This is a genomic window from uncultured Rhodoblastus sp. (assembly GCF_903903185.1).
Classification (GTDB): domain Bacteria; phylum Pseudomonadota; class Alphaproteobacteria; order Rhizobiales; family Beijerinckiaceae; genus Rhodoblastus.
This window is the reverse complement of sequence record NZ_CAIUXT010000150.1, coordinates 39,497-52,087: the sequence shown is the minus strand read 5'-3', so window position 1 is coordinate 52,087 and position 12,591 is coordinate 39,497. Positions and strand designations below refer to the sequence as shown.

Here is a 12,591-nt window from a genome sequence, read left to right as displayed (position 1 = left end):
CCGCCCCCGTTCCAGGCCCAAAACATGAGCGAACAGCAAAAAATTCCGGCAATGGCCACTCTGGAGGAAATCGCCGGGCTGTTGGGTCGCAACGACAGGCTGATGGGCATCGATCTCGGCACGAAAACCATCGGCCTCGCCCTGTCGGACGTCGAGCGACGGCTGGCCACGCCGCTGGAGACCATAAGAAGACTGAAATATACCGCCGATGTCGGGAAAATGCTCGATCTGGCGGACAGGCATGGCGTCGCCGCTTTCGTCATCGGCCTGCCGCTCAATATGGATGGTTCGGAAGGTCCGCGCGCTCAATCGACCCGCGCCTTTGTCCGCCAGACTTCAGGCCTGGCGCGCCGCCCCTTCGTGTTCTGGGACGAACGCCTCTCCACCGCCGCCGTCACCCGCGAACTGATCGCGCAAGACGTGTCGCGGGCCAAACGCGCCGAAGTCGTGGACCGCATGGCGGCTGCCTATATTTTGCAGGGCGCGCTGGACCGCCTCGCAAGACTCGGTTGATCCGCGATGCAAATGGAACTGTTAAAGCTTTTATGGAAAATGAAATAATGCCACACTCCCTGGCGTGGAGACTATTTCAGCCCCCGGTGAAGCCGCGTCCGTATTTTTTGGCGGCAAAAGCCCGGCGAGGCGAAATTGAATATTGATCGAGGCGTCATGTTCAAGAAATCGAAAAACGCGATGGCCGCAGAGGCCGATCCGGGCGATAGCGACCGAGGCGAGCAGCTTGCCCGCCAAGAGGCCGAACTCCGCTACGATCAAGACGAGGACGAAGAACCCGGCGAAGGTTCGACCGAGGAGACCGCGCGCTATATTTCCGACATGGTCGGGGCGCTGGCCGCCATGGCGGGCGAAGCGCGACTGGACCTCTTGACTTATCTGTTGAACATGGCGCGCGTCGAAGCCGAATTGCAGTCCCGCCAAAGCGAAGCCCCGGACGAGGATTTGTAGGGCTTTTTTCTTTACAGCGGGCGCTAAAACCGGGAAAAGCCCAAGAAATCATTGCCGCCAATCGCGGTCGATCAGCGACACCCGGTCGCCGCCGTGGCGTTCGATGCGGCCCTCGATCTCCAGTTCCTGAAGGATCAGGCGGATTTCGCCGATCGAACTGCCGCTGGCGCGGGCGAGATCGTCCATGCCGATCGGCGCCGGACCCAACAGCGCCTCGACGCGCTGGCGCGGCGGCGGCAAGGCTTCCGGGAGGGCTTCCGGCGCCCCCTCCGGCGATTCGCCGGGCGCGTTCTGTGGTTGTTTTTCGCGCGGCGGCGCTGCCGGAAAGCCGCCGGGAAAGTCAAGGCCTTCCAGTTCGTCCCACAAGGGCTCTTCGAAGGGAACCGGATCGGGTTCGAACAGCAGATCGTAGCGCGTCGCGCCGCGCGCCGCCAAGGGCGCCAGCAGGTCGATGATTTCGTCGGCTCCGCCGCACAGATAGGCGCCCTCGCGGATCAGATCATTGGCGCCTTCCGCCCGCGGGTCGAGCGGCGAGCCGGGCACGGCGAAAACCTCGCGGCCCTGTTCCTGGGCGAAGCGCGCGGTGATCAGCGACCCGGAGCGCCGCGCCGCTTCGACGACCACGGTGGCCAGCGTCAGGCCGGAGACAATACGGTTGCGGCGCGGAAAATCGCGTCCGCGCGGCTCGTAGCCGAACGGCATTTCCGAGACCACCGCGCCGGTCTGAGCGATTTGCTCGATGAGCCCGAGGTTTTCTGGCGGATAGGGCCGATCGAGTCCCCCGGCCAGCACGCCTATGGTTCCGCTCGCCAAAGCGGCGCGGTGGGCGCAGGCGTCGATGCCCCGCGCCAGCCCGGAGACCACGGCATAGCCGGCTGCGCCAAGCCCCCGGGCGAGTTTCTCGGTCATCGCCAGTCCCGCCGCCGAAGCGTTGCGCGAACCGACCAGCGCGACCATCGGCTTCTCGAAAATCTCGGCTTTTCCCCTCAGGCAAAGCAAGGGCGGCGGCGCCTCGATGGCGCGAAGGCCGGGCGGATATTCGCCTTCCCCGAGGGCGACAAACCGCGCTCCCAATCGTTCCGCGCGTTCCCATTCACGCAAGACGCTTTCGCGCGTCGCCATGACGATGGCGCGGCCCTTGCCCCTGCGGATCAGTTCCGGCAGCGCCGCCAGCGCCTGCGCGGCGCCGCCATGGCGATTGAGCAGGGCGCGGAACGTGCGCGGCCCGACGTTTTCGCAGCGGATCAGTTGCAGCCAATCCAGTTTCTGCTCGGTCGAGAGGCGCAAATCCGTCATTTCTTCTCGCCGATGCGCCCTTCGGTTCCCGCGCGCAGGCGGGCAATGTTGTCGGCGTGCTTCCACCAGAGAATCGCCGCCATGACCACGACGATCCCGGCTTGGGCGGGAAGTCCCAACGCCCACAAGACCAGCGGCGAAGCGGCGCTGGCGACGAGCGCCGAAAGCGAAGAAAAGCGCGACAGACCGGCTGTCGCCAGCCAGATCGCGGCGAAGGCGAGGCCCGCCGGCCAGGCGAGGCCGAACAGGCAGCCGAGAAAAGTGGCTACGCCTTTGCCGCCCCTGAACTTTAGCCAGACCGGAAATATATGGCCGAGAAAGGCGGCAAAGCCCGCAAGAAGCCCGGCGAGCGCCGAAAATTGCGAAAAGATCAGCACCGCCGCAGTTCCCTTGAGCCCGTCGAGCAGCAAGGTGGCGGCGGCGATATCCTTCCTCCCGGTGCGAAGAACATTGGTCGCGCCGATATTGCCGGAGCCGATGGCGCGCACGTCGCCGAGCCCCGCCGCCCGCGTCAGCAACAGGCCGAAGGGGATCGAGCCGAGCAGGTAGCCGACGACGACAGCCGCGAGAGACAGCAAGGGCGGAGGCGGAACGAAATTCATGCGCGCTCCATCTGGACCGGGGCGCCATGGGCGAACAGGCCGGCGACCAGCGTCGCCTTGACCACGCCTTGCAGGCGCGCCTCGTCGAAAGGCGTATTCTTGCAACGCGATTTTAGATGTTCTTTTCGCAGCACGAAAGGCTCGTCGGGATCGAACAAGATCAGGTCGGCCGGGGCGCCTTTCGCCAGGCGTCCCTGCGGCAGGCGCAGGATTTCCGCCGGTCGGCTGGTCATGGCGCGCAACAGGCCGGGCAAGGAGATCCGGCCGGCGTGAACCAGCCGCAAGCCTGCCGCCAGCAGGGTTTCCAGCCCGATGGCGCCGAAATCGGCCTCGGCGAAAGGCAGGCGCTTGGTTTCGACGTCCTGCGGATTATGATCGGAGAAGACAATGTCGATCAGGCCGCTGGCGACCGCTTCGACCAGCGCCAGCCTTTCCTCCTCGCGCCGCAGCGGCGGCTGGAGCTTGAGAAAGGTGCGATAGTCGCCGATGTCGTTTTCGTTCAGGGTCAGGTGATTGATCGTCACCCCGCAGGAGACGTCGAGCCCTTCCGCCTTGGCCCCGGCAATTACGTCGAGCGCCAGAGTGGTCGAGATCGGCGCGGCGCAATAGCGTGCGCCGGTCATGCGCACGAGTCTGATGTCGCGGTCGAGCGCGATGGCTTCGGCCTCGCGCGGCACGCCGGACAGGCCGAGCCGCGTCGCCAGTTCCCCGGCGTTCATTACCCCGGAGCCGGCGAGATCGCGGTCTTCCGGAAAATGCACGATCAGCGCGTCGAAATCGCGCGCATAGGTCATGGCGCGGCGCAGGGTCTGGCTGTTGCGGATCGAGCGCGACCCGTCGGTGAAGGCGACGGCGCCGGCCTCGCGCAATAGTCCGAATTCGGCGATTTCCTGGCCTTCGAGCCGCTTGCTGACGGCGGCGGCGGGCAGCACGCGGACGCGGCCGTGATCGCGGGCCCGACGCTTGAGGAAATCGACCACGGCGGGATCGTCCACCGGCGGATGGGTTTCGGGACTGGCGATCAGCGTGGTGACGCCGCCGGCGGCGGCGGCGGCGGTGGCGGTGGCGATGGTCTCGCGAAATTCCGCGCCGGGTTCGCCAACGAAGGCGCGCAAATCGATGAGGCCGGGCGACAGCACGTCGCCGCTGCAATCGTAAACGGCGATAGCTTGCGGCAGGTTTCCCACCGTCACTTGCGGCCCGAAATCCCGGATCAGGCCATCCTCGACAAGAACGCCGCCGCGCCGCTCGACGCCTTTCTCGGGGTCGATCAGGCGCGCATTGACAAAGGCCAGCGGCGGATGGGGCTTTATCTGAACCATGGCTTTCGATAACGCGCGGAACCTGTTTGGGCAATCGCGGCTTTGCAGCGCGGCGCTTTTTTTGGCCACTCGCACGTTTGACGCTTGGCCCGCGCGCCGCTAACACGAATGCGGCCATGGTGGCCATGGGTTTCCGGGGCGATGGCGGTTTACACGGATGTCACGGACGAGGCTCTGTTCGCCTTTCTCGCGGCCTATGATCTCGGCGGCGTCCTGGCCTTCAAGGGCATTGCGGAAGGCGTCGAAAATTCCAATTTCCTGCTGCATTGCGCGCGCGGCCGCTTCATCCTGACGCTTTACGAGAAACGGGTGAACCCCGCCGACCTGCCGTTTTTCATCGGCCTGATGGAGCATCTGGCGGCGAAAGGCCTGTCCTGCCCGCTGCCCGTCAAGACGCGCGACGGCAAGGCGCTCGGCGAACTGGCAGGGCGCCCCGCCGCCATCGTCACCTTTCTCGACGGCGTCTCCATGCGCCGGCCGCACACCCTGCATTGTTTCGAGACCGGCCGGGCGCTGGCGCAATTGCATCTTGCCGGCCAGGGTTTTGAACTGTCGCGGCGCAACGCGCTGGCGCTGGAGGACTGGCCGCCCCTGTTCGAAGCCTCCCGCTCCCGCGCCGAAGAAGTGGCGCCCGGCCTGGCCGATGAAATCGCCCAGGAGATCTCCGCCTTGCAGCGGCAATGGCCCTTCGACCTGCCGCAGGGCGTCATCCATGCCGACCTTTTCCCCGACAATGTGTTCTTCATCGGCGAGAAGCTTTCCGGCGTGATCGATTTTTATTTCGCCTGCAACGACGCCCTCGCCTACGATCTCGCCATTAGCCTGAACGCCTGGTGTTTCGAGCCGGACGGCGCGTTCAACGCCACCAAGGGCCGCGCCCTGCTAAAAGGCTATGGGAGTCTGCGCCCCCTCGACGAGGAAGAGCGGCTGGCCTTGCCGATTCTGGCGCGCGGCGCGGCGCTGCGCTTTCTGCTGACGCGGCTCTACGACTGGCTCAATGTGCCGCCCGGCGCGCTCGTCCGGCCGAAGGATCCCCTCGAATATCTCGGCAAGCTGCGCTTCCACCTGACCGTCGACCATGCCAGCGCCTATGGCTTGGACGAAGAAGGCTTGGACGAAGAAGGCTTGGACGAAGAAGGCTTGGGCGAAGAAGGCCTGGGCGAAGAAGGCCTGGGCGCGAACGGTTTGGGCCAGTGCCCAAAAGAGTGAAAATCTGGACCGACGGGGCCTGTTCGGGCAATCCCGGCCCCGGCGGCTGGGGCGCCATTCTGTCATTCAACGGCATCGAGAAGGAATTTTGCGGCGGCGAAGCCGCGACCACCAATAATCGCATGGAATTGATGGCCGCCATTTCGGCGCTGGAGGCTTTGACCCGCCCTTGCGCCGTCGATCTGCACACCGATTCACAATATGTCCGGCTGGGCGTCACCTCCTGGCTGCACAACTGGAAGCGCAACGGCTGGCGCACCGCCGACAAGAAGCCGGTGAAAAACGACGAACTCTGGAAAAGGCTCGACGAAGCCGCGGCGCGTCATGAGGTCGAATGGTTCTGGGTCAAGGGCCATGCCGGCGACGAGAGGAACGAACGCGCCGACGCGCTCGCCCGCGCCGGCATGGCGCCGTTTCTCGCCTCTCGCTGAAGGCTCGACCTTGCTTGCGGCGATGACCGCCCCTACATGCAAAACTTGCTTCCGCCCAGCCGCATTTGCTAAGAACGCGGCGAGGCTCCGGATCGGCGGGGCGGGGACGCAACAGAGCGGACAGTTCATGGCCATGCCTATCTTCGCCCCGGCGCGCATATTTCTGCTGCTCGCCGGCTTTCTCGCCCTCTTGCTCTGCGCCGCCTCCGGCGCGCGGGCGCAGAGTTGCAACGAAGACCTCGGCGCTTTCGGCAAGAAGCGCAATTCCGAGATCGAGGCGCTAAACGCCATCTCCAAATCCCATGGCGGCAAGCTCGATCCTATCGCCGCCTGCCCGCATTTTCGCACCATGAGCTCGATCGAGGGGCAAATGCTCGCCTATCTCGTCAAGAACAAGGAATGGTGCAACATTCCTGACGATTTCATCAACGGGTTCAAGACCAATAGCGGAAAAACCGGGAGCATGGCCAAACAGGCCTGCGATCTCGCCGCCAAGGTCAAGAAGATGCAAGGCCAGGGCGGCGGCCTTGCCGGAGGCGGGAATTTGCCGCCGCCGCCGAAATTGCCCGCCGGACCGCTCTGATAAATGGGCGCGCCGACGCGCCAGTTGAACGACACCCTCCTGCCCGACGCCGGCGCCGCGCGGATTTGGCGGATGCTGCCTGCGAGCTGGATCCCCTATGTCCAGCTGGCGCGGCTTGACCGACCGACCGGCTGGCAGTTGCTGCTGGCGCCCTGTCTCACGTCCTCCTGCCTTGCCGGCGTTTTCACGCTGCAAAAGCCAGATTTCGCTCAGCTCGCGCTGTTTGCCGTCGGCGCCGTCGTCATGCGCGGCGCGGGATCGACCTTCAACGATCTGATCGACCGCAAGATCGACTCGCAGGTCGAGCGCACGCGCGCCCGGCCTCTGGCCTCGGGCCGGGTCGGTCCGTTCAAGGCGCTCCTGTTCATGGTGGCGCAGGCGCTGATCGGGCTGGCCGTGCTTTTGAGCTTCAACCCTTTCGCGATTGTGCTGGGGATGGGCTCGCTGCTGCCGGTTGCGGTCTATCCCTTCATGAAGCGCGTCACCTCCTGGCCGCAGGCCGTTCTAGGCCTCTCCTTCTCATGGGGCGCACTGATGGGCTGGGCGGCGCGCACCGGCGATCTGCAAGCGCCGGCCCTTTGGCTTTACGCCTCCTGTGTATTCTGGACGATCGGCTATGACACGATCTACGCCCTGCAAGACAGCCGGGACGATGTCAGCGCCGGTGTCAAGTCCACTGCCCTGCTGTTCGGCGACCACGTGAAGTTGGCGGTCTCACTACTTTATCTGGCAAGCGTGCTATGCGCCGAATGGGCGCTGGCCGGCGCCGGCGCCGGAATTCTGGCGCAACTCGGCCTGATCACCTTCGCCTGCCATCTCGTCTGGCAGGTCCGAAAGCTCGACAAGGCGGACGAGGCGATGGCGCTTCGATTGTTCCGCTCGAACGGTCCCGCCGGCTTCATCCTCTTTGCCGGCCTGTTCGCGGAGAACCTGCTTTATTATCTGGTGAGTTGATTTTACTCGTAGCAGACGATTTCGCGCTCATCCCGAAACACCGCCATGACGCGGCCGCCCGGCCCCTGTTGGCGCAGGCCAGAAATTTTCGAGCGCCTCTGCTTGAGCGGCCAGCCCCGCTTGCGCGGTTGAACGGCGCCCAGAACCAGGGCGCCGAGGCTCGAATCGAGGACGACGGTTTTCAGGTCGGAGCCGAGCGTCAGGCGCGGCAACTGAAAAAATTGCGCCCAGGCTTTCCATTCGAGCGCGATCTCGCGCTCGCTTTTCGCCTCGGCCAGCGTCACCGCCAGATCGGGATCGCGGTGATCGAGCGCAACCCGATAAAACGAGCCGCGCGCGGTTTCCACCAGCGCCAGCGACACGCCGCGAAAGGACCGGATCGGCAGGGCGAGGCGCATCCGCACCCCGGCCACCCGGCGGTCGATGGCGATGGCGTCGGCGGCGATCGAAATCTGGCGCTGGCCGCCGTCGGCGCGGGGGTCGCGGGCGAAAATCCGATCGATCGCTTTGGCTTGAGGCGTCGTCATGTTGGGCTCCAGTCGGCGGGTTTCGGCTCTTGCGACAAGATTGGGCCGCAACCGCCCACCGCCCGGCTAAAAAAATAGGCGGCATTTTATGCAATCCGCGATGGCTCTCCCCGGCCCGCCTATTCCCGTCGGGCATGGCGAAAATCCCGGTAAAAGAATTGTTCAAATTGTCGACAGTTCGGCTGGCCGCTTTCGAGACGAGCCGGCTCCCCGCGCGGCCGAAATGGCTTGCGCCGGCGCGGAGCGGCGTTTACACGGGATGGATGTTCCGTTTTGGCGTCAGGCGTTTTCTTTTTGCGAAATATTTTCGCTTTCGCTTGAAAACGCCCTAGAACCCAGGCTTTCGCCCTTGCCCGATCTTTCCGCTTTTGCAGCCATTCTGCCTCGCGTCGAGGCGATTGTCCGCGAAGCCGGCGACATCGCAATGGAATATTTCCGGCATGGCGCGCCGACGCAGGCGCATGTGAGCCTGAAACACGGCGGCTCGCCCGTCACAGAGGCCGATCTGCGCATCGACCGCCTCTTGTACGCCCGCCTCGCCGAACTGGCGCCGGGCATCGGCTGGCTGTCGGAAGAAACCGTGGATTCGCCCGAACGCCTCGCGCATGAGACGCTGTTCATCGCCGATCCCATCGACGGCACGCGCGGCTTCATGGCCGGCGACCCCTGTTTCTGCGTCTGCCTGGCGCTGGTGTTCGGCGATCGCCCGGTTTACGGGATCGTCCACGCGCCTGCGCTAGCGCAAACTTTCGTGGCCAGCATCGGGGCCGGCGCAACGCTCAACGGAACGCCGCTCGCCGTCTCGACACGACAGGAGCTTTCCGGCGCCCGACTGGCGGCGCCGGAGAATCTGCACAGGATTCTGGGCGGCGCCGGCCTGACCTATTCGCGCCAGCCCCGTCTTCCCTCGCTCGCCATGCGGCTGCTTCGCGTTGCCGAAGGCCAGTGCGACGCGGTGCTGGCGCGGGAAAATTCCTGCGACTGGGATATTGCCGCCGCCGATCTGATCCTGCATGAAGCAGGCGGCGTCTTGACCGATCTGCAGGGACGCGCGCCGTCCTACAATCGCGCCAGGCCGGAACATCCCGTCCTCGCGGCGGGACCGCCGGTCCTGCAGGCCCGATTGATCGAAGCTGCGGTCGGCGGCGCGGCGACAGGCCGCAGGGCTTGATGGATGGACTTTCGCCCCGGAGGGCGCCAACCGATTCTGGAAGGGAGAAGCGTATGAGCCACATAGTCGAACCCAAACAATTGCTGCACCTGGTTTTTGGCGGCGAATTGCGAAATCTCGCCACCACGGAATTCAAGGATCTGAGCGAGATCGACCTGGTCGGCGTCTATCCCGATCCCGCCTCCGCCCATTCAGCCTGGAAGTCCAAGGCGCAATCGACAGTGGACAATGCGCAGATGCGCTATTTCGTCGTCGAACTTCACCGCGTGCTCGATCCCTCCGACGACTGACGGCATCGCGATTGCCGGGGTAAATCCCGGACAGAAGCAGCGGCGCGAACGCCGCCGCCGCCTTTTTGCCTGAAAAGACGGGCATGAAGCGCGTCTGAAATCGCCGTCCCGCTCCTGGCGCAAAGCGGCGCGCCTTGAGCGCATCAATAAAACGAAGAAAATAAGCGAAGAAATGGAAGCCCTGATTCGATGGCCTCGCGTCAGGAACTCCCGCGTCACGGGAAGAAGCCAGCCGCACATGAAGACCGAGGTATTTTTGCCCGTCTATCGCGCCGCCGCCAGCGGGCTTGCGCCCATCAGCGGCCTGTTCCTGTGGCGGCGGGCGCGGCGCGGCAAGGAAGACCAGAACCGGCTCGGCGAGCGGCGCGGCGTCGCCGGCCTGCCCCGCCCGGAAGGCCGTCTGGCCTGGCTTCACGGCGCGAGCGTCGGCGAGGGTCTGGCGTTGCTGCCTTTGGTGGAGCGGCTGATCGCCAAGGGCTTCCATGTTCTCGTCACCACCGGCACGGTGACTTCGGCGCGCATCCTCGCGCAGAGGCTGCCCTCCGGGTCCAGCCACCAATATGTGCCGCTCGACGCGCCGCGCTTCATCGAAAGCTTTCTCGACCATTGGCGACCCGACCTGTTCCTGCTGGCGGAATCGGAAATCTGGCCGAACACCATCTGCGCCGTCCACGCGCGCAACATTCCGATCACCCTGGTCAACGCCCGCCTGTCGCCGCGCTCTTTCGCGCGCTGGCGCCGGTTTTCGGGCTTTATCTCGACGCTGCTCGGCAAGATCGACCTGTGCCTGGCGCAGAGCCAGGACGACGCCGCGCGGCTTTTGCAGCTCGGCGCGCCTCGCGTCGATGCGGTCGGCAATCTCAAATATGACGTCGATGCGCCGCCCGGCGACCCGGTCAGGCTCGACGCGCTGGCGAAACAGATCGGCCAGCGCCCGGTATGGATCGCCGCCTCGACCCATGCCGGCGAAGAGCTTCTGGCCCTGCGCGTGCACAAGCAATTGGCGGCGCGCTTCCCCGATCTTCTGACGGTTCTGGCGCCGCGGCACCCGCAGCGCGGCGCGGAAATCGTAGCCGCGGCGCGCGCCGCCGGAATGGAGGTCGCGCAGCGCTCGGCCAACGAGCCGATTTTGCCCGCGACGCGGGTCTATGTCGGCGACACGATGGGGGAGCTTGGGCTGTTCTATCGCCTGTCGAGCGTTATTTTCGTCGGCAAGTCGCTGGTGGGCCACGGCGGCCAGAATCCGATCGAGCCGGCGAAACTGGGGTCGGCCATCCTGCACGGCCCCCATGTCGGCAATTTCCTCGACGTCTATGCCGCGCTCGACGAAAAGGGCGGCGCGATCGAAGTCAAGGACGCCGAAGCGCTCGCCCTGACCCTGACGGCTCTGCTGACCGATCCGGTCCTGTTGCGCCGCACGGCGGAGGCCTCGCGCGAAACCGTCGGCGCGCTCGGCGGCGCCTCGGACAAAATCATGCAGGCGCTCGAACATTATATCGCCCACATGATTGTATCCGAGCATTAGGACTCATGGACGCCGGTCCAATTTATTTTCGTTAAAAAAAGCTTCTGGCTTCGGCTGGCGGCGGCGACTAAGCTGATCCTTCCTCAAAATGCGAGGGGCTATGCGCGCGCCCGATTTCTGGTGGTCCGCCCAGCCAAGCCTGTTCGGCCGGCTGATGAGCGCTTTGCTGTCGCCTTTTTCCGCGTTGTACGGTCGCGCGGTCGTGCGCCGGATGGCGCAAACGGGCTCCAGGGTCAGCGCGCCGGTGATCTGCGTCGGCAATTTCGTCGCCGGCGGCGCCGGCAAGACGCCAACGGCGCTGGCCCTCGCCAAATGGCTCAAGCGCGCCGGGGAAACCCCCTATTTCCTGTCGCGTGGCTATGGCGGCGCGCTTTCCGCCGACGGCGGCGCCCATCTCGTCGCCCGCCACCGCCATTGCGCGGCGGAAGCCGGCGACGAACCGCTGCTCCTCGCCCGCGTCGCCAATACCGTGGTGGCGCGCGACCGGCCGACCGGCGCCATGCTGGCGCTGGCCGGCGGCGCCAGCATGATTGTGATGGACGACGGATTGCAAAACCCCAGCCTGCGCCGCGATTTCACGCTGGCGGTGATCGACGGCGCGGTCGGCTTCGGCAATGGAAGGCTATTGCCCGCCGGCCCGTTGCGCGCGCCGCTCGATCTGCAATTGAAACATACCGACGCCGGACTGGTGATCGGCGAGGGAACGGCTGGCGAAAAAGCCGGCAAGTTGGTCGCCGAGGCCGGCAAGCCGGTGTTTCATGGCCGGTTGGCGCCGGACGCCAACGCCGCCCTGCGTATGCTGGGGTCGAAGGTCGTAGCCTTCGCCGGCATCGGGCGTCCGCAAAAGTTTTTCGATTCGCTGGAGGCCTGCGGCGCGCGACTGGTCGCCCGCCACGCCTTCCCCGATCATCATCCCTACCGTCTGGCCGAGATCGCCGCCCTGCAGCGCCAGGCCGAGGCGCTCGACGCGCTGCTGGTGACAACGGAAAAGGACATGGTCAAGCTGTCGGCCTTTCTGCCGCTGCTGCGCCCAAAATTGCCTTTGCCGGAGGCCCTGCCGGTCGTGCTGGTCGTCGACGAGGCGGAGGCGCTGCGGCAATTGCTGCTGAGCGCTCTCGCCCAATGCCGCGCGGCGGGCCGGTTTACGGGGCAGGTGGAGCTTTAGGGATCTGGATTTTGGCAATGCGACAAGTCCATTGTCGCGACTTGATGCGGCGACCGCCGGAAGCGTTACGGGTGAAAATGAATTTGACGGGGTGAAAACGCCTTTCGACCCGCGGATTTTGTTCTTGTTTTGTTTCACGTGAAACAACGGCGATGCATCGCCGAGCCGGCATGGGCGCGCGGCTCGCCGCTAGTTTTCGTCTAAATTATTGTTATAGCGAGGAAACTCGTCGTTGAGAGCAAACCGGAAGCGAGCGTGCGCGCGCTGTTTGGCTCGGTGCGAAGACCTGCTTGAGGCGGGAGATTCGAATACCCCTATAGGTTGAAAAAGGTGAAAATTGACCAATTCTTGAACGAAAATGGCGCGAATATTGCAAAAATCGCACGTTTTTTCTCTGTTTTTTGCGCCAGACTGCAATCATGAGTTGAACTTTTTCGGAAAACCGAGGGGATTGCAACGACAGAACCGGAGGAAGATCGACCGATAGCGCAGACCGCCTCAAGTGCAAGGCGAGCGGCAGGAACTCGGTGGATCGAATTGCGCGATCATGGCC

The 12,591-nt window shown here is 64.7% G+C and carries 14 protein-coding genes; 10 read left to right on the top strand and 4 right to left on the bottom strand.

The window, feature by feature from the left end; translation table 11 throughout:
- Positions 1 to 51: 51 nt before the first annotated feature.
- Positions 52 to 513, top strand: coding sequence for a Holliday junction resolvase RuvX (gene ruvX, locus QZY01_RS14105; protein WP_294538165.1), 462 nt, complete (start codon positions 52 to 54; stop codon positions 511 to 513).
- Positions 514 to 648: 135 nt separating this feature from the next.
- The gene (locus QZY01_RS14100; protein WP_294538056.1) at positions 649 to 963 is read left to right on the top strand and encodes a hypothetical protein; all 315 of its coding nucleotides are present in this window, start codon (positions 649 to 651) and stop codon (positions 961 to 963) included.
- Positions 964 to 1,011: 48 nt separating this feature from the next.
- Here QZY01_RS14100 and dprA read toward each other — a convergent pair whose 3' ends face one another.
- The 3 genes from dprA to pyrC are packed head-to-tail and all read right to left on the bottom strand — an operon-like array spanning position 1,012 to position 4,183.
- Positions 1,012 to 2,259, bottom strand: a complete 1,248-nt coding sequence (dprA, locus tag QZY01_RS14095) for a DNA-processing protein DprA (protein ID WP_294538054.1) — start codon at positions 2,257 to 2,259, stop codon at positions 1,012 to 1,014.
- Complete coding sequence (plsY, locus tag QZY01_RS14090) at positions 2,256 to 2,861, bottom strand: glycerol-3-phosphate 1-O-acyltransferase PlsY (RefSeq protein ID WP_294538053.1); 606 nt, start codon at positions 2,859 to 2,861, stop codon at positions 2,256 to 2,258. Before plsY ends, dprA begins: the two co-directional genes overlap by 4 nt.
- Entirely contained in the window at positions 2,858 to 4,183 is a 1,326-nt protein-coding gene (pyrC, locus tag QZY01_RS14085; RefSeq protein ID WP_294538052.1) for a dihydroorotase, read from the bottom strand. The genes plsY and pyrC overlap by 4 nt, the downstream gene beginning before the upstream one ends.
- Before the next feature lie 141 nt (positions 4,184 to 4,324).
- Here pyrC and thrB point away from each other — a divergent pair, with 141 nt between their 5' ends.
- The 4 genes from thrB to ubiA all read left to right on the top strand — a co-directional run bounded on the left by thrB (position 4,325) and on the right by ubiA (position 7,360).
- Positions 4,325 to 5,392 carry a homoserine kinase gene (thrB, locus tag QZY01_RS14080; RefSeq protein WP_294538051.1) on the top strand — a complete coding sequence of 356 codons (1,068 nt, stop codon included), beginning with the start codon at positions 4,325 to 4,327 and terminating at the stop codon, positions 5,390 to 5,392.
- Positions 5,377 to 5,823 (top strand): ribonuclease HI, encoded by a 447-nt coding sequence (gene rnhA, locus QZY01_RS14075; RefSeq protein WP_294538049.1) that lies wholly within the window; start codon positions 5,377 to 5,379, stop codon positions 5,821 to 5,823. The genes thrB and rnhA overlap by 16 nt, the downstream gene beginning before the upstream one ends.
- Before the next feature lie 127 nt (positions 5,824 to 5,950).
- Positions 5,951 to 6,406, top strand: coding sequence for a hypothetical protein (locus QZY01_RS14070; protein WP_294538047.1), 456 nt, complete (start codon positions 5,951 to 5,953; stop codon positions 6,404 to 6,406).
- A 3-nt stretch (positions 6,407 to 6,409) separates the two neighbouring features.
- On the top strand, positions 6,410 to 7,360 hold the full coding sequence (gene ubiA / locus QZY01_RS14065; RefSeq protein WP_294538045.1) for a 4-hydroxybenzoate octaprenyltransferase: 951 nt from the start codon (positions 6,410 to 6,412) through the stop codon (positions 7,358 to 7,360).
- 2 nt (positions 7,361 to 7,362) lie between these two features.
- Here the strand turns inward: ubiA and QZY01_RS14060 are convergent, their stop codons facing one another.
- Positions 7,363 to 7,887, bottom strand: coding sequence for a DUF6101 family protein (locus tag QZY01_RS14060; RefSeq protein WP_294538043.1), 525 nt, complete (start codon positions 7,885 to 7,887; stop codon positions 7,363 to 7,365).
- A gap of 349 nt (positions 7,888 to 8,236) precedes the next feature.
- Between QZY01_RS14060 and QZY01_RS14055 the strand changes: the two genes are divergently transcribed.
- From QZY01_RS14055 to lpxK, 4 genes are all read left to right on the top strand, one after another.
- On the top strand, positions 8,237 to 9,058 hold the full coding sequence (locus QZY01_RS14055) for a 3'(2'),5'-bisphosphate nucleotidase CysQ (protein ID WP_294538041.1): 822 nt from the start codon (positions 8,237 to 8,239) through the stop codon (positions 9,056 to 9,058).
- 53 nt (positions 9,059 to 9,111) lie between these two features.
- Positions 9,112 to 9,348, top strand: coding sequence for a DUF4170 domain-containing protein (locus QZY01_RS14050; protein ID WP_294538039.1), 237 nt, complete (start codon positions 9,112 to 9,114; stop codon positions 9,346 to 9,348).
- Positions 9,349 to 9,586: 238 nt separating this feature from the next.
- Positions 9,587 to 10,873 (top strand): 3-deoxy-D-manno-octulosonic acid transferase, encoded by a 1,287-nt coding sequence (locus QZY01_RS14045; protein ID WP_294538037.1) that lies wholly within the window; start codon positions 9,587 to 9,589, stop codon positions 10,871 to 10,873.
- 100 nt (positions 10,874 to 10,973) lie between these two features.
- Positions 10,974 to 12,038: a tetraacyldisaccharide 4'-kinase gene (gene lpxK / locus QZY01_RS14040; protein WP_294538035.1), complete on the top strand. Its 1,065-nt coding sequence runs from the start codon at positions 10,974 to 10,976 to the stop codon at positions 12,036 to 12,038.
- Positions 12,039 to 12,591: the final 553 nt, after the last annotated feature.

Excerpts from the sequence above, each read along its gene's own strand:
- ruvX (WP_294538165.1), top strand. The coding sequence starts at position 52 with ATGGCCACTCTGGAGGAAATCGCCGGGCTGTTGGGTCGCAACGACAGG.
- dprA (WP_294538054.1), bottom strand. The coding sequence starts at position 2,259 with ATGACGGATTTGCGCCTCTCGACCGAGCAGAAACTGGATTGGCTGCAA.
- plsY (WP_294538053.1), bottom strand. The coding sequence starts at position 2,861 with ATGAATTTCGTTCCGCCTCCGCCCTTGCTGTCTCTCGCGGCTGTCGTC.
- pyrC (WP_294538052.1), bottom strand. The coding sequence starts at position 4,183 with ATGGTTCAGATAAAGCCCCATCCGCCGCTGGCCTTTGTCAATGCGCGC.
- thrB (WP_294538051.1), top strand. The coding sequence starts at position 4,325 with ATGGCGGTTTACACGGATGTCACGGACGAGGCTCTGTTCGCCTTTCTC.
- QZY01_RS14070 (WP_294538047.1), top strand. The coding sequence starts at position 5,951 with ATGGCCATGCCTATCTTCGCCCCGGCGCGCATATTTCTGCTGCTCGCC.
- ubiA (WP_294538045.1), top strand. The coding sequence starts at position 6,410 with ATGGGCGCGCCGACGCGCCAGTTGAACGACACCCTCCTGCCCGACGCC.
- QZY01_RS14060 (WP_294538043.1), bottom strand. The coding sequence starts at position 7,887 with ATGACGACGCCTCAAGCCAAAGCGATCGATCGGATTTTCGCCCGCGAC.
- QZY01_RS14050 (WP_294538039.1), top strand. The coding sequence starts at position 9,112 with ATGAGCCACATAGTCGAACCCAAACAATTGCTGCACCTGGTTTTTGGC.
- QZY01_RS14045 (WP_294538037.1), top strand. The coding sequence starts at position 9,587 with ATGAAGACCGAGGTATTTTTGCCCGTCTATCGCGCCGCCGCCAGCGGG.
- lpxK (WP_294538035.1), top strand. The coding sequence starts at position 10,974 with ATGCGCGCGCCCGATTTCTGGTGGTCCGCCCAGCCAAGCCTGTTCGGC.